Genomic DNA, 15,558 nt, shown 5'->3' with positions numbered 1-15,558 from the left:
TCCTTAGTAGTCTTCTTCGTTGACGCGCATCGCCTTGTTGATGAGCGTCATGCAAACGACACCCGCGATGACGATGCAAACGCCGATCGCATTCGAGTAGCCGTAGTTGTTTTCGTTCTTGTACACGCTGTACAGCATGAGCGGCAGGTTCATGGTAGCCGAGCCGGGGCCGCCCTTGGTGGTGATGTAGATCAGGTCGAACATCTGCAGCATATAGGTTGCCGCCATGACCATGGTCGTGCCGATGATCTCGCGCAGCAGCGGCAGCACAACGAACATATCGGTCTGGAACGAGGTCGCACCGTCCACTCGGGCCGCTTCGAGCACCGAATCGTCAATGGTCAGCGCCTCGGCGAGCACGAGCGTCGTGGTGTAGCCCGCAAACAGCAGCCACGTCATGGTGACGGACGGGAACGCCGTTGTGGTATCCATCAGCCAGTTATGCGTCAGGCTTTCCAGTCCGACCACCTTGAGAATGGAGTTTACAACACCGTACTGCGGGTTGAAAATATTGAGGAAGATCATGCCCATTGCGGCGTTGGAGATGATATTCGGGATCATGTATGCCGTACGGACAAATTTCCAGCCGCGCGGCTTTTTGTACAGCACAAGCGCCAGGATAACGCCGATGGAGACATGAATAATACAGTGGATCAGAATCCAGACGATTGTGTGGCCGCACGCCTGCCGGAAGGTCGCATCACTGAACATCTGTGTATAGTTCTGCAGACCGATGAATGTCATCGAGTCGCCCGTCAGCCGGTAATCAAACAGCGAGGAAACAAACACGATCACCAACGGAACAGCATAGATCAGCAGGAACAATGCGACAGCCGGAAGCAGGAACACCGGCAGCCAGCCCTTTTTACGTTTCATAAAGCGGTTTCCTTTCTTGTTGAGGAGAAAAACAGGGACCCGTTTTTTGACGGGTCCCTGCGGTAAACAGTTTACTGGTTCTTCGCTGCAGCGTCCGTCAGCGTCTGGCAGAAGCCCTTTGCGTCCAGCTCACCCGAAGCGAGCAGCGGGAGCTGCTGGCTCATAACGTCGAGCAGGTTGGCGTACATCGTAGCCTGCAGAGTATCCGAGCGCTTTTCGCCCTCAGTGGTTGCAAGGTTAAGGAACTCAGCAAGCAGCGGATACTTGTCCTTTGCGGTGTCGGTCAGCTCTACCGTGTTGGAGGCCGGAACCATGCCCTGCATCTCCATTGCGGTCTGCTGTGCCTCAGCCGAGGTAAAGAACTTGACCATCTCAATGGCAGCCTCTTCTACCTTCGGGTCGTCCTGCTTGGTAACGATGTAGCCCTGAATCGGTGCATCGTATACGAAGTTGCCCGGGAACAGCGCTACGCCGACCTTATCAGCGAAGCCTTCCTCTGTCATGGAGGTATCGGAGAAATCACCGATCATCCACGGGCCGTTCGCCAGCATTGCGGTCTGACCGGACAGGAAGTTGTTTGCAGCATTCTCATACTTGCCGCCGATTGCATCCTGCGTGGTGTAGTTCTGGTACATCTTCTGAATCTTCTCGGCTGCTGCGATCATTTCCGGCGTGTTGTAGTCGGTCGGGTTCATGGTATTCATGAACTCCAGGCCTGCGTCGGACTCGGTGCCTACCATAGCGCCCATCCACAGCTGGGTTACCCACGCAGAATCTGCGGTATCCATGGACAGCGGGGTGATGCCTGCTGCCTTCAGCTTGTCGCACTGCTGGAAGAACTCGTCCCAGGTCTTAGCCGGCTCGGTGATGCCTGCCTGCTTGAACAGCTCCTTGTTGTAGAAGTAACCGATAACCTGACCTTCCATCGAGGAAGCGTAGATCTTGCCGTCGCGGCTGTTGGTAGCCAGTGCGGTATCGGAATACAGTGCCTTCCAGTCTGCATCGGAATTTACCGCATCGGTCAGATCAACTGCCAGATCCTTGGCAACGACCATATCAAGCAGATTGTAGCCGCCGCCGTAAATAACCGGCGGGAGATCGCCCGTGCCAAGCTGTACCTTGATCTTGTCGATGTAGTTCTGATCGCCCGGAACGTCTTCCTTCTTGATCTCGTACTTGCCTGCGTACTTCTCATTGAATTCCTTAATCAGTTCATCGCATACCGGAGCGGACGTATTCGTGCCGCACTGGAACGTCGGATAGTTGATGGTGATCACACCGGAGCTGTCACCGCTCTGTGCAGAATCATCCTTCTTGCCGCCGCAGCCGGTCAGTGCGCCGGTCAGCAGCGCGCCTGCCATCAGCAGGGAGAGGATACGCTTTGTTTTCATGTGGGGTTCCTCCTCTTTCTCTCCTTACGGCATTTGTCTCATTCAAATACCGCTCTGTGTTTTGTTGTATTTATTATACCCGAGGAACAGTCTGCCCTCAATGCAGTAAACCGGTCAAAACATATGACGATTTTGCTTTTCGTTCACACGCTCTGCACTCCTCTTTGAAAACATAGGATTATTTTGCGCCAAAACAGGATATTTTTTTCTAATGTCGCTTCTCCCCCTCCGGATGGTACACAAAGCGGTCGAATTGTGGTATATTTAGGGTAACTCCGCAGCTCCATTGTATGATGCTGCCCTTGTATGGTTCGCAGAATCTCCCGTGAGGTGTATTGTATGGCAAAACGCAAGATCTCTCTTATCGGGCTGGTCGTTGTGATGATATGTGTTCTGGTATTCGCACCTGTTGTCACCGCCGGCATCTATTTTATCCATACCGTATCCGGTCAGCTGCAGCATACCGCCAGTGAGACGGTTTCCATGTATCTGAACGAATTCACCGACCGCACCGACCGCATGATGGAGACCCTGCGGGATGGTGTGTACTACCTGACCTCGGACAGCGCCGCCCAGCAGATGATGAGCAGCAGCGAGCCGCTCACCCAGATCCAGATTCTCCGGCTGGAGCAGAATTTCAGCCGCGCATTCTCGCTCGGCGATTCGCTCAACCCCGATGTGGTCAGCGCCATCTACCTGATCAAAAACGACCAATATGTGCCGGTCTACGGCGGCAACTACTATTTGAATACCTCGTGGCGCGTCCGGCAGATGTACCAGACGCACGAGGACTGCAACTCCGCACGCACGCTGTACACGCACTATACCATCGTTGGATACGCATATATGATCGTCGATTTTGTTGACCTCAACACCATGCAGCCGCTTGGCAAAATCATCGTCGAGCTGAACATCAACAAGCTGCTCTCCACGCTGTCGCTGAACCAGCTTTACCCTTCCACTGTCGTCATTTTCAGCGGTGATCAGGGCAAACGTATCGGCTCTCTGCAGACCGACCTGTTCCGCGAGAACGAGGATATGAATAAGTGGTATCATGCGTCCAGCTCACTCCGCAAAAGCCGTGAGCGCGTGGATATCTATATTCCAAACGCCGAAATCCTCGCCGGTGTGCGCCAGAGTACGCGTGTGTATTTTCTCGTCTGTGCTGCCATCCTGATCCTGGCTCTGCTGCTGGCTGCCACCTATCTCATCCTGCTGCTGCGTCCTCTGCGGCAGATGCTGCACACCATCGGCAGTATCGGCAGCGGTGATTTTTCCGTGCGCATGGATGAAACGCCCTACACCGAAACGACCGCTATCTCGCATGCCTTCAACGACATGGCCGACCGGCTGGACACCCTGTTTCAGGAGGTCTATCAGCGCGGTCTGCTGCTGCGTGACGCAGAGATTCATCAGCTGGAGAGCCAGATTCAGCCGCACTTCATCTTTAATATTCTCGAGCTGATCAATGTCCGCTGCATGGTAGCCGGTCAGCCAGCCATCTGCACCACGGTGCAGAATCTGGCACAGCTGCTGCGGGCAAGCGTTGTTAACCACGGCAAGCAGATTATCACCCTGCAGGAGGAACTGGATTCTGTAAAATACTATCTCGCCCTGCAAAAGGAACGCTTTGAGGAAAAGCTGCAGTACACCGTCGATGTGGAGGACGACAAGCTGCTCGGCTGCTACCTGCCTAAGCTGACCATTCAGCCGCTGGTAGAAAACAGTATCGTACACGGACTCGAGCCTAAGCGTCACGGCGGCTGGGTGCGCGTCAGCATCTGGGAGGAGGAGGACGCCGTGTACATCCGCGTGCACGATGACGGCGTAGGCTTTGACCCGTCCGCCATCCCCCAGCCCGGCAGCGATGACAAGCACCATACACATGTTGCACTGCACAACATCGAGCGCCGTTTTCAGCTGCTGTACGGCGAGCCCTACGGCATGTCGATCAAATCCGAACCCGGACACGGCACGAGCATCGTGCTGACGCTCCCCATCATCACCGCACCGCCCGAAAAGGAGAAAGACCTATGCTGAAAGTTATGATCGTTGACAATGAATCCGCCATCCGCAAGGGTCTGGTACACTGCATCCACTGGGGGGAGCTCGGCTGTGAGATTGCCGCACAGGCAGACGACGGCATGATGGCGCTTGAGCAGATTCCGGTCATTCAGCCGAATATCGTTATCAGCGATATCCGCATGCCCGGAATGGACGGTCTTGAGCTTGCCGAGATCATCGCCCGCGACCATCCCGGCATCAAAGTCATCATTTTGACCGGCTATCCGGATTTTGCCTACGCGCAGCGTGCCATCCAGTATCATGTGGTTGATTTTGTACTCAAGCCGATGACGGTAGAAAACCTGACCAATGCCATCGAAAAAGCCAAGGCCGCCATAGCGGAAGACCGCAGCAGTCAGGATCTGCAGGAGAAGCTCTCCACGACCTCGGCGCGCAACATGGAGCTGCAGCAGAGCATGCTGCTGCATGACCTCGTCCACCGTGTTGCATGCTCGCAGCTGTATGTGCTCAACCGCCTGGCTCAGCTGAAAATGGACCTGCACAGCTATTTTGTACTCAAGCTGTATATTACCTCGCTGTCCGAGGAAACGCTGACCGATGAAGAATACAGCGAGTATCTCAACCAGTCGCAGGAGATTCTGTCCGACTGTCTATCCTCCTACCCGCATTACTACATTGCCCGCGGCACGCAGGACTGCTTTGTGGTCATCTGTGCCGCCGGCGAAGCGCCCATTACCGCATTGTGCCAGGAAGCGGTGAATATTGTCGGCAGTCTGGCGCATTTTCTGCTGTTTATCGGCATTTCCAACTGCAATGACAATCCCATCAATCTTGCCGATGCCGCCGATGAAGCCGCGCAGGCGGTGCGCTTCACCGTCTTCACGCCCGACCATCCGGTGACGCACTTCGCTGAGCTCAGCTCGTTCCCGCAGCAGCTGACCGACGAAATTTTTGAAATGCTCTCTGCCCTAAAATCTGCGATGGAGCTGCGTAATCCCGTCGACACAGAGCAGCTGCTCGACCGCATTTTCGCCTATGCGGACAGCAGCAAGCTGCCGCCGGATACCGTGCGCAATATCTGCGTATATATTCACCAGTTTGGCATGGAGCTGCAGTTTCCCGGAATAGCCGGACATTCGCTCGAGGGCGGCAGCATTTCCTCGCTCAAGCGCATTATGGAGACCAACTCCATCGCCGAGATGGAATCCTGCACCCGCGCACTCGTGCAGCAAACGCAGGACATGGCGCAGAGCAGCGCCGCCAGCGCAGATCATATCGTTTCCTCGGTACAGACCTACATCAGCGCACACTATGGCGAGCAGCTTTCGCTCGACCAGCTCGCCCAGCAGTTCTATCTCAGCTCAAGCTATCTCTCGCGCCTGTTTAAGCGCGAGACCGGCACAACGCTGACGACTTATCTGCAGAACGTGCGCATCGAAGCCGCAAAAAATCTGCTGCGCACTACGGCACTCAAAAGCTATGAAGTTGCCGAGCGGGTCGGCATTAACGATCCTGTGTATTTCTCACGCATATTTAAGAAGATCACCGGTCTCAAACCGAAGGATTACCGCCACAGCGTCCAGAACGAATCATCTGTATAAACGAAAAGAAGCGAAAAACGCTCCGGCACGCATCCCATCGGAACTTTTCCGCAATTCTCAAAATTGTCTGCACAAGCAAATCGGTTGCATTTTCCGCACCTTTACTATATAATATAGTTAAATATTTTTAATTATCAGCAAAATTCATGGCAATACCGCATGATCGAACAAGAGCGGTCTGCGAGCAAATTCTGCATCCGTATCCGTCGCGGTACTGCCCTATATAAAGGTAATCCGGAAAATGAATACAACTTGGGAAACACACAAATTTGAGCACTACATATTCAGCCTTTTGCTGGCGGTGGAAGTCATTATGTCCTTTACATTTTTAGGATATATGCACATTCCGCCGATTTCTATTACCACAGCGTATATCCCTATCGTCATTATCGCCTGCCTGTTTGGCCCGGCCGAGTCTTCCCTCGCGGGACTGCTGTTCGGTCTTGGCAGTCTGTATAAGGCTTCCGCGACCTATGTCATGCCTGCAGATGCGGTCTTTTCTCCGTTTCGGAGTGATTTTCCCATTGGAAGCATACTGCTGAGTGTCGGCACGCGTGTGCTGTTCGGTTTTCTGCTCGGCTGTCTGTTTCAGCTGGCACGCAAAAGCAAACGAAAGAATCTGTGCAAGCTGCTCATCACGATCGCGGCACCTAAGCTGCACGCGCTTCTTGTCTATACGGCGATGGGGTTGCTCTTCCCCTCTCTCGGTTTTAATATTTTATCAATATTTATACTTAAAAAAGCGACCTCATCATCCTGTCGTTCTGTGCTGCGGTCGTTCTGGCGATTGACAAGCTGTATCACAGTTCCTTTATCCAGACCTATAAAAACGCGGTCAATGAATACGAAAACACCCCCTACTGGTCTCCAAAGATTGGTTTCGTGCTTGGGGGCGTAAGTACGTTTATCTTCTGTATGGCGGTCCTCTCGACCGTCTACTTCTCCAACCGTATGTACTACATGCTCGGGCAGCACGGCGTAGATGTCACACAGCACATTCATCGGGATATTCTCCACCTGCAGGTGCAGTTTTTGACTGCCATGCTGGCGCTCAACTTCATTCTGCTCATCCTCATCCTGATGGTCTACCGCTACATGAAATTTCGTGAGTACACCGGCGAGCTGGACTTCCTGACCGGCATTATGGGCCGCAAGCTGTTCCTGCACACCTGTCTCCGCAGCCAGAAGTCCCACGCCGGAGCAGCCGGCTGGTTTCTGGTCTGTGATCTGGATTATTTCAAGCACATCAACGACAAATATGGTCATTCTGTCGGTGATGAGGTCCTCAAGCAGTTTGCCGAGCATTTACAGAACACCTTTCGTTTCTGCGGCTTTGTCGGCCGTATCGGCGGTGACGAGTTTGCCGTAATGCTCGATATAGATCTGTCGCAGGACCAACTGGAACATCTGCTGACGCAGTTCCTGCGCGATATTTCCGGTATTCTCGAGCAGGTCACGGTCAGTTGCAGCATCGGCGCGTACCGCTTTGTTTTCCCGCAGGAGATCAAGCACCTGCTCACCGAAACCGACCGCGTGCTCTATCAGGCCAAGGAGAACGGCCGAGCGTGCTTCGTAATAGAGGATTCGACTGAAAAGTAAATTGCAAAAGCCCGCACAGCGTAGGGCAGCTGTGCGGGCTTTTGTGTCTGTCGAAACACTAACGTTTTCCGAGCAGCCTTTCGATCGAATTTCGAAGAAAAGCCGCGCCTTGCAGGCACATTTTTCTTCCCTTGTATATCTCGGAATTTATGAATTTGCTCCGCAAATTCTATTTTATGCGTGCTGCCGCACGAAGTACAAGAGTCGAAATGCTGCTTTTTGACAGACTGAAACGGAGTGCAAACGCACTCCGTTTTACTTTCGATTTTAGAAAGGCTGTGTATAACTCCATGTACCAATACCGAGCGGCGAGAACGCAAGGTAAACCGCTGCAACACAAATGAGAATCAGTGCGGTAGCAACCCATCGATATTTCCACGGAGTAAGATCGACAGCGCCGATGTCCTTCTGTACCCATGCCTCCGGATGCTTTGTCTTGTTTCGCTGATTGAAAATGAACATAATCAGCAGCTCAACCGGCAGCAGAACGAATACAGCATACAGATAATGGAACTTGCTGTTGAGGAACAGCAGGAACGAGCCGTAGCAGACCACATGCAGCGCCAGAATGACCTTTGCGCTGTATTTCGGCAGGTGCTTGAAGAAGAAGCCGCCGAATACGGCCGTCAGAACCGGCAGTGCAATCAGCATTACGAGGGAATCCAGGAAGGTCTTGAGACCTGCTGGGAAGAAGTAGATCAGCGGACCAACGATGGTGGTCAGCACCGCGAAGATGATGCCGACATTCTTGCCGACCTTGACGAGCTTGTCCTCGGAAGCGTCCTTGTCGATGAATTCCTTGTAAATATCCATGGTAAACATGGTATCTACCGAGTTCAGCACCGAGTTGAACGAGGACAGGATCGCACCGAGCATTACGGCTGCGAAGAAGCCCATCAGCGGAGCCGGAACAACCTGCGAAACCAGCTGCGGGTACGCTTCGTCCATCATGGATACCTGATCGCCCTGCAGCTCAAACAGCGCATACGCGATAACGCCCGGCAGCGCAAGGTACATAAAACCAATAATTTTCAGAAACGCGCAGTAGAGAGCACCCTTCTGCGCTTCCTTGAGGTTCTTTGCAGCAAGTACACGCTGAATAAACGACTGGTGCGTACACCAGGACTGCAGACCGAGGAAGAACAGACCGGTAAAAACGGTCGGCCACGGAACCGCAGGCGGCAGAGAATCCGCCGGAGCGATGGAGTTGAGCATATCCGAATGGTTTTCGATCAGGAAACGCATACCGTCGATAACCGACAGACCGTCACCGCCTGCCGTTTTGCCGAGCACGCTCAGTGCGAAGAACGGGATCATGAAGCCGCCGATCAGCAGGCCGATGCCGTTTACCGTATCCGATACGGCAACGGCTTTCAGTCCGCCGAAGATGGCGTAAATCGAGCCGATGACACTGATGATGATACACAGAATGATAACGGCCTGAAACTTGGTTACGCCCAGAATACCGGATACGTTGAAGATATTTTCAAATACCAGCGAACCGGAGTACAGGATAACCGGAATCTGTACGACAATGTACAGCAGGATGTACGCGATGGAGAACCACAGCTTTGTGCTGCGGTCATAGCGCAGACCGATCAGCTCCGGAATGGTGGTAATGCCGCTTTTCAGATAACGCGGCGCCGCAAACAGCGCCAGCACGATACAGCACGGAGCCGCTACGATCTCGAACGCCATCGGGCTCATGCCCACGCTCCAAGTCTGGCCGTTTGTGCCGACCAGCTGCTCTGCCGACAGGTTGGTCAGCAGCAGCGAACCTGCGATAACAAAGCCCGGCAGTCCGCGTCCGGCCAGAAAATAGCCGTCTGCGGTGCTCTGGTCATCGCCCTTTGTTTTTACATACGAAATAACTGCAACAAGTATCGTGAAACCGATAAACGTCGCCATAGTCCAAACCATTGGAATCCCCTCTTTCACGCGGTCCCTCAACCGCTTCAATTTCCCATATTTGTAATTTAATTCTCAAAAATGCGTATAGTTAGGGCGGACGCATGTGTCGAACTCTGCGTCCGCCCTGTCTATAAACTGTTTATGCTGTCAAATGTGTGTTTGAATTACTCCCACAGACCCTTGGACTTCATGTCGGAGACGTACTCGTCGATATTGGAGGAGTCGATAACCTTGGAGCCGGAGTCGATGAAGGATTCAACAGAGCCGCCCTCAAGTACGGTAACTGCTGCTTCAACAGCCTTGTAGCCCATGTCGTAGCCCATCTGAGCGATGTCGATGGTCAGAGAGCCGTCCATAACAGCCTCGATGGCAGACTGGTTGCCGTCAAAACCGCACAGAACGGTATCTGCGTAATTGGTGTTGCCGGAATCCTTGATAACCTTTGCAGCTGCAAGCGCCATGTCATCCGCGATGGACAGAACTGCGTCTACGCCGTTCGGGTACTTCTGGATAACCGCCTCCATAGCGGCTGCTGCCTTGTCCGGCATGGTATCGGTGTACTGCACTTCGAGCACCTGACCGCCTGCGGCTTCGATCGCATCGCGGTAGCCGCGCAGACGTGCTTCATGGGTCTCGTCGCCCTGTACGCCTGCGATGATAACCGCCGTCGGCTTGTCCTTGCCCAGTGCCTTGCAGGCCTCAGCAACCGCCTTGCCGCCGTTCAGCGCTGCGTCCTCGTTGCCGGTGCCAACGAAGCATGCCTTCTTGTCCGAGGTGAAGTCGGTATCGAGTGCTACGACCGGCTTGGTCGCGGTATCTACCAGCGTTGCGGTAGAGGTGGACTGCTGCGGAGCGATAATAACGGCATCGATGCCCGGGTTGCCGAGTGCGGTCTCGATCATGTTGACCTGCTCATCATACGAGGTAGCCGAGGTCGGAGACTGGATTTCGACGTTTACATTGTCGTGCTCGCTGCCGTAAGCGCGCGCACCGGCAATAACCTTGTTGAAGTGACCGTCCGTATGCTTTACGATAACGGTTACGTTGTAGGCATCACCGGAAGCGGTGGAGCCGCTGTCGCCCGTACTGCCAGTCGATGCGGACGAACCGCCGCCGCATCCTGCCAGCATGCCGGCACACAGAGCACTTACTAACGTCATTGCTAAAAGCTTCTTTTTCATGGTTCAAACACTGCCCTTTCTCTTCTTCTCATATTGATTTTCTTTCTTCTCTACAGGGGTGGTGCTGGAATTGCGAAAATGCTGTGGACTTAATGAAAAATCTTTTTCTTTTACGGTATCACCGGACAATTCGGCAAGAGCAATTGTTCGGTGATACCGCACCAATTACTGGCTGATGGTCTGGCGCAGTGCGTCGATAGAGGTGTTGACGCCTGCATCAACGGTCATAGTCAGGTCCTCCATCTCGAGGGAAACGTCACCGTCGTAGCCCATCATGTGGCAAACCGAGAAAAATTCCTTCCACCACTGCAGGTCCTTGCCGCAGCCGACTGCAACATAGTTCCAAACGCGGTCAGCGGACTCGGTAACAGGGTGAGGCTCGAGCAGACCGTCGGTGTCAGCCAGACCGCGCTCGATGCGGGCATCCTTGCCGTGAACGTGGAAGATGCAGTCCTTGAGAGCGCGAGCAGCCGCGATCGGGTCGGCGCCCAGAACCATCATGTGCGACGGGTCGAGGTTAATGCCGAGCATCGGGTCGGTCGCTTCGCGCAACTTGAGCAGGGTCGAAGCAGACCAGACCATCGTGCCCGGGAATTCCTCGATTGCGATGTGCTCGATGCCGCACTTCTTGCAGTGCGCGATGAACTCGTTCCAGAACTCGATGGTTACTTTCCACTGGTACTCGTAAGCCGGAGCCATGAAGTCCGGCCAAGAAACGGTAGAGGTGATCCAGTTCGGGGTGGTGTCGGTTTCGCTGCCGGCCGGCAGACCTGCCATGGCAACGATCTTCTTAACGCCCAGCAGACCTGCGAGCGTAGCGCAGTCGTACATGGACTTCTTGTATTCCTCACCGGTCTTGCTCGGCCAAAGCGGGTTGCAGGATGTGTTCAGAGCGGAGATGCGCATGCCGCGCTTCTCGAGTTCACCCATGAATTCCTTGCGCTTGCCGGCGTCTGCGAGCAGCTCTGCAGTGTTGCAGTGCTTGCGGGCGCCCCAGCCGCCGGCGGTCATCTCGACCGCGTCGATACCGAGGGACTTTACCTTGTCAAGCATGTCCGTGTAGGACAGATCAGCGAATACGTCAGTGCAAATTGCGAGTTTCATATAAAAAACCTCACTTTTCTTCTTTTTTGTTGTAGTAGAAATCGTTGGAGCGATTTTTAGAGAGAGAATTTCAAGAGTATGTTATATAGGAGGGAATTTTTAAGCACCTTAAAAGGTTGCCGCTGCCTGCCTTACGGAAGGCAGCGGTACAGAGAAAAGAAATGAGAGAGTGTCTTAGTTTAGATGGAAATCGGGAGAATTACTTGAAATCTACCCATACGCCGCCCTTGTCAGCGGACTCTACGCACTTGGTTACCCAGCGGATGCCGTCGATGCCGTGCTCCAGATCCGGGTAAACCAGATTCTTGAGGGTCTCCTCGTCGCCGCGGTTCTTTGCATCCATTGCGATAGCAAAACGGGTGTACAGGTTGCTCCAGGACTCGATCAGACCGGTGTAGTGCAGGGCACCCAGGCGCTCGTACTCGAGAGCTTCCGGATTCAGGTAATCCATTGCACGAACCAGAGTCTGACGCGGCTGACCCTGTACTTCGTAGTACAGCTCATCCGGATGCATGTCGTTCCACTCGAGGGAAGCCTTGGTGCCGACAATGCGGATGTGCTGGCTGCTCATGTCACCTGCGTTAACTGCGGATGCCCACATACGGCCAACTGCGCCGTTCTCGTAACGCATCAGGACGTAAGCATTGTCCTCCAGCGGTGCGCGGGACTTGATGAAGCTCTGGCGGTCGCACAGCAGCTGCTTCAGCTTCAGCTGCGGGCAGATCAGCTCGGACATGTAGAAGGTGTGGGTGGACAGGTCGCCAAGTACGAAGGACGGGCCGGACTTTGCCGGATCAACACGCCACTTCTGACCCTCAGCCTGCTTGTCGCCGGTCGGGTCGCAAGCGAAGCCGTGTGCGTAGCGGAGGTCTACCATGGTAACCTCACCGATGTCACCGTTCAGGACCATGGAACGCATCTGGCTCAGCAGGTCGAAACCGGAGAAGCCGTAGGTTACGCAAACGATCTTGCCCTTTTCCTCAGCCAGCTTCTTGATCTCCTCGCCTTCCTCAACCTTGAAGAACAGCGGCTTCTCGCAGATTACATGCAGGCCGGCTTCCAGAGCTGCCTTGCAGACCTCAAAGTGCTGGAAGTTCGGAGTTGCGATGTCAACAGCCTCGATGCCGTCCTCGCGCTTTGCTTCCTCAGCGAACATGGTCTTGTAATCCGGATAGAGGCGTTCCTCATCCATGTTCAGGTTCTTGCCGAAGTCTACGCAGCGGGCGAAGTCCAGGTCGAACGCTGCAGCCTTGAGTACGAACGAGGTGTTGTCTCGCATAGCACCCAGACGATGCTTGTAGCCAACGCCGGAAGTGCGGCCGCCGCCTACGATACCCCAACGGAACGGACGAGCAATTTTCTTTTCACCGATAAACATAATGTTTTCCTTCTTTCTTCGATTAGTAAAAAAGTGTTTGATTCTGTTTTTGTACTGCTAATTTTGATGTTTTGTGAAATACATACAACAAATTCGATTTATCTTTGTTTATTGTATCCATTCCCTAACTTCTGGCCTAAGTATAAAATATTTTATGGATATATTCAATAAGCGTTTCTGCTGCAAAGTTCATCGATCCTGCTTTCTGTGAAAAAACACAGAAAACCAGTTCATCAATCCTGCTATTTCGTTCATGGATTCTATGAGTGCAAAATAAGGAAGGAGAAGAGTCTATGCAAAGTGTTGATCCCGGCATCCGAAGTGAGTCGGTTTGTTTTCCGTTTACGCCGTCGCAGACCGCGAGAGAGCTGCTGTTTTACCCGACATGGTGCGGTCACTACTACTGCACCGCCAACTATTTTATGAAGCGCGACAGTTATCCGCCGCTGCTCATCGCCTACATCCGCAAGGGACGCTTCCGTGTGGAGTACCGCGGTGAGTTCAATGTCGCCGAGGCCGGTGACATACTGCTGCTCGACTGCATTGAGCCGCACTACTACCACGCCGAGGACGGACTGGAGTTCGTGTACATGCACTTTGAAGGCTCGAACGCGCGTGAGCTGTGCCGCCGCATCACCGACCGGCACGGCTGGCTCATCCGCCGCGATAACAACACGCTGATCGGCAATCTGCTGTACGACATGGTGCGCTTTTACGATGAGAACGGTGTAGAGACCGACATGCAGCGCTCGGCACGCATCTACCGCATGTTTGACCTGCTGCTCTCACCGAGTGCCGCCGAGCAGTCAGCGGATACGCCGGTCGAGCAGGCCATCCAGTACATTCGCTCGCATATCGGTCAGCCGATTTCCGTGGAGGAGCTGGCGTCTACCGTGTGCCTGAGCGCATCCTATTTCGCGCATATGTTCAAGCGCCGCACCGGCTTCTCCCCTGCCGATTATGTCATCAACTCGCGCATTGAGCGTGCGAAGGTTCTGCTCGTGCGCACGCAGAAGCCGATTGCGGAAATCGCCGAGGAGGTCGGCTACTCGACCAGCGGCAGTCTGATCAACCTGTTCGTTAAGAAGGTCGGTACGTCACCGCGGCAGTACCGTATCCAGCATATGTCCAAAGCGATTGATGCGGTATGCAAAACCGATGTGCCGTTCATAGATACAGATGTGCCGGAGCTGTAACCGTGCAAATATGCAAAAAGACGCACATCGCAAGATGTGCGTCTGAGGCTGTCGAAAAACTATCGTTTTTCGAGCAGCCTCTCGATCGAAACCACGCTTTCGATCGAATGCTGAAGAAAAACCGCGTCCTCCGGACACATTTTTTCTTCCCTTGTATAAAAACCGAGGTACATGCCCCCGGTTTTTATGAATTTGCTGCGCAAATTCTATTTTATGCGTGCTGTCGCACGAAGCACAAAATAGAAATCTAACTTTTTCGACAAGCTGAGACGCACATCGCAAGATGTGCGTCTCAGTCTGTCAAAATGTCATATTCCTGCAATTTATACAATTCGCGCGCCAGTGCACGTTAAAAGGTTTACGGTCTGTTAAGACAACACCGCATAATGAGAACCACAGCTTCTTGCGCAGACTCCGGTCGCGCTGCTGCGACGCTTTGCTGAAATTCTGCGCCCTGACTTTGCTGCGCTTCCATGGTAATACCTCAAGTATTACCGCAGAACCAAGCCTCGTCAGCACGCAAAACCTGCTCGCAAGTCGCCTTTTGTCTCATTATGCGGTGTTGCCTGAAAGGATGAAATGCAATAGATTTGTTCTGTTTTACAGTTCCTCGACCGACACGATGCCTTTACGCTTGCCGACCAGTGTCATCAGACGGTTTACCGTACAGCTGCGCGGCAGGCGCAGTGTGAAGATGGCGCAGGCATTGTGCTCCTCGTTTTCCGCCGCACGGGTGATCTGGATATTCAGCACCTTGACATTGCAGCCGCGGTAGAGTTGGAGCACATCGTCCAGACATGTTTTATCCTCGTATTCCATATACACATTGATCTCGGGAACGTGCTCCAGCACACGGTACTCCAGCCGCGAGAACACCTGCTCTGCCAGCATGATAAAGCCGGTGGCCAGAATGCCGCCCTCATAAAAGCCGCCGCCGAACGCCAGACCGATGATGGCCGAGGTCCACAGTCCGGCCGCCGTTGTCAATCCCTTCACATTCTGCCGCTTGGTAACGATGATCGTACCGGCACCGATGAAGCCGATTCCGGCAACAACCTGCGCGCCCAGACGCGCCATATCAGTGAAATAATGCATATTCAGATACAGATACTGACTGGTCAGTGTGGTGATTGCTGCACCGATGCAGATGAGGATATGCGTGCGGAAGCCTGCCGGACGGCGCTTGTACGAGCGCTCGATGCCGATGATGCCGCCGCAGATAAATGCACAGGCGAGACGCACAAATACGGAGAGCGTGGTAACGCTGCGCAGACCGTCAAAAACAGATAACATATT

Annotated in this window: 12 protein-coding genes; 5 read left to right on the top strand and 7 right to left on the bottom strand. The window is 53.6% G+C overall.

Features of this window, described 5'->3' with window-relative positions; all coding sequences use genetic code 11:
- Positions 1-3: 3 nt before the first annotated feature.
- On the bottom strand, positions 4-876 hold the full coding sequence (locus DW724_RS10130; protein WP_118761371.1) for a carbohydrate ABC transporter permease: 873 nt from the start codon (positions 874-876) through the stop codon (positions 4-6).
- A gap of 71 nt (positions 877-947) precedes the next feature.
- On the bottom strand, positions 948-2,267 hold the full coding sequence (locus DW724_RS10125; RefSeq protein WP_118761370.1) for an ABC transporter substrate-binding protein: 1,320 nt from the start codon (positions 2,265-2,267) through the stop codon (positions 948-950).
- 339 nt (positions 2,268-2,606) lie between these two features.
- On the opposite strand from DW724_RS10125, the gene DW724_RS10120 reads away from it, so the two are divergent.
- From DW724_RS10120 to DW724_RS16050, 4 genes are all read left to right on the top strand, one after another.
- Entirely contained in the window at positions 2,607-4,307 is a 1,701-nt protein-coding gene (locus DW724_RS10120) for a sensor histidine kinase (protein WP_158580263.1), read from the top strand.
- The gene (locus DW724_RS10115) at positions 4,301-5,893 is read left to right on the top strand and encodes a response regulator (protein WP_118761368.1); all 1,593 of its coding nucleotides are present in this window, start codon (positions 4,301-4,303) and stop codon (positions 5,891-5,893) included. The genes DW724_RS10120 and DW724_RS10115 overlap by 7 nt, the downstream gene beginning before the upstream one ends.
- Before the next feature lie 241 nt (positions 5,894-6,134).
- Positions 6,135-6,791 carry an ECF transporter S component gene (locus DW724_RS16055; protein WP_243105732.1) on the top strand — a complete coding sequence of 219 codons (657 nt, stop codon included), beginning with the start codon at positions 6,135-6,137 and terminating at the stop codon, positions 6,789-6,791.
- On the top strand, positions 6,776-7,492 hold the full coding sequence (locus DW724_RS16050) for a GGDEF domain-containing protein (RefSeq protein WP_243105731.1): 717 nt from the start codon (positions 6,776-6,778) through the stop codon (positions 7,490-7,492). The genes DW724_RS16055 and DW724_RS16050 overlap by 16 nt, the downstream gene beginning before the upstream one ends.
- Positions 7,493-7,759: 267 nt before the next feature.
- Here DW724_RS16050 and DW724_RS10105 read toward each other — a convergent pair whose 3' ends face one another.
- From DW724_RS10105 to DW724_RS10090, 4 genes are all read right to left on the bottom strand, one after another.
- On the bottom strand, positions 7,760-9,412 hold the full coding sequence (locus DW724_RS10105; protein ID WP_118761367.1) for a solute:sodium symporter family transporter: 1,653 nt from the start codon (positions 9,410-9,412) through the stop codon (positions 7,760-7,762).
- A gap of 155 nt (positions 9,413-9,567) precedes the next feature.
- On the bottom strand, positions 9,568-10,563 hold the full coding sequence (locus tag DW724_RS10100; RefSeq protein WP_158575081.1) for a sugar ABC transporter substrate-binding protein: 996 nt from the start codon (positions 10,561-10,563) through the stop codon (positions 9,568-9,570).
- 186 nt (positions 10,564-10,749) lie between these two features.
- Entirely contained in the window at positions 10,750-11,688 is a 939-nt protein-coding gene (locus DW724_RS10095; protein WP_118761365.1) for a sugar phosphate isomerase/epimerase family protein, read from the bottom strand.
- 199 nt (positions 11,689-11,887) lie between these two features.
- Positions 11,888-13,066: a Gfo/Idh/MocA family protein gene (locus DW724_RS10090; RefSeq protein ID WP_117751205.1), complete on the bottom strand. Its 1,179-nt coding sequence runs from the start codon at positions 13,064-13,066 to the stop codon at positions 11,888-11,890.
- 293 nt (positions 13,067-13,359) lie between these two features.
- On the opposite strand from DW724_RS10090, the gene DW724_RS10085 reads away from it, so the two are divergent.
- Positions 13,360-14,262, top strand: a complete 903-nt coding sequence (locus DW724_RS10085; protein WP_118761364.1) for an AraC family transcriptional regulator — start codon at positions 13,360-13,362, stop codon at positions 14,260-14,262.
- A 600-nt stretch (positions 14,263-14,862) separates the two neighbouring features.
- On the opposite strand, the gene DW724_RS10075 is transcribed toward DW724_RS10085, so the two are convergent.
- Positions 14,863-15,555 carry an MgtC/SapB family protein gene (locus tag DW724_RS10075; protein WP_116705378.1) on the bottom strand — a complete coding sequence of 231 codons (693 nt, stop codon included), beginning with the start codon at positions 15,553-15,555 and terminating at the stop codon, positions 14,863-14,865.
- Positions 15,556-15,558 lie beyond the last annotated feature (3 nt).

It is taken from the genome of Butyricicoccus sp. AM27-36, from assembly GCF_003480945.1.
GTDB lineage: Bacteria > Bacillota > Clostridia > Oscillospirales > Butyricicoccaceae > Agathobaculum > Agathobaculum butyriciproducens.
The sequence above is the reverse complement of the archived record's forward strand: the minus strand, read 5'-3'. Positions and strand labels throughout refer to the sequence as shown.

Bases quoted from the DNA above. Each gene is read 5' to 3' on its own strand.
- DW724_RS10130 (WP_118761371.1), bottom strand. From the start codon at position 876: ATGAAACGTAAAAAGGGCTGGCTGCCGGTGTTCCTGCTTCCGGCTGTC.
- DW724_RS10125 (WP_118761370.1), bottom strand. From the start codon at position 2,267: ATGAAAACAAAGCGTATCCTCTCCCTGCTGATGGCAGGCGCGCTGCTG.
- DW724_RS10120 (WP_158580263.1), top strand. From the start codon at position 2,607: ATGGCAAAACGCAAGATCTCTCTTATCGGGCTGGTCGTTGTGATGATA.
- DW724_RS10115 (WP_118761368.1), top strand. From the start codon at position 4,301: ATGCTGAAAGTTATGATCGTTGACAATGAATCCGCCATCCGCAAGGGT.
- DW724_RS16055 (WP_243105732.1), top strand. From the start codon at position 6,135: ATGAATACAACTTGGGAAACACACAAATTTGAGCACTACATATTCAGC.
- DW724_RS10105 (WP_118761367.1), bottom strand. From the start codon at position 9,412: ATGGTTTGGACTATGGCGACGTTTATCGGTTTCACGATACTTGTTGCA.
- DW724_RS10100 (WP_158575081.1), bottom strand. From the start codon at position 10,563: ATGACGTTAGTAAGTGCTCTGTGTGCCGGCATGCTGGCAGGATGCGGC.
- DW724_RS10095 (WP_118761365.1), bottom strand. From the start codon at position 11,688: ATGAAACTCGCAATTTGCACTGACGTATTCGCTGATCTGTCCTACACG.
- DW724_RS10090 (WP_117751205.1), bottom strand. From the start codon at position 13,066: ATGTTTATCGGTGAAAAGAAAATTGCTCGTCCGTTCCGTTGGGGTATC.
- DW724_RS10085 (WP_118761364.1), top strand. From the start codon at position 13,360: ATGCAAAGTGTTGATCCCGGCATCCGAAGTGAGTCGGTTTGTTTTCCG.
- DW724_RS10075 (WP_116705378.1), bottom strand. From the start codon at position 15,555: ATGTTATCTGTTTTTGACGGTCTGCGCAGCGTTACCACGCTCTCCGTA.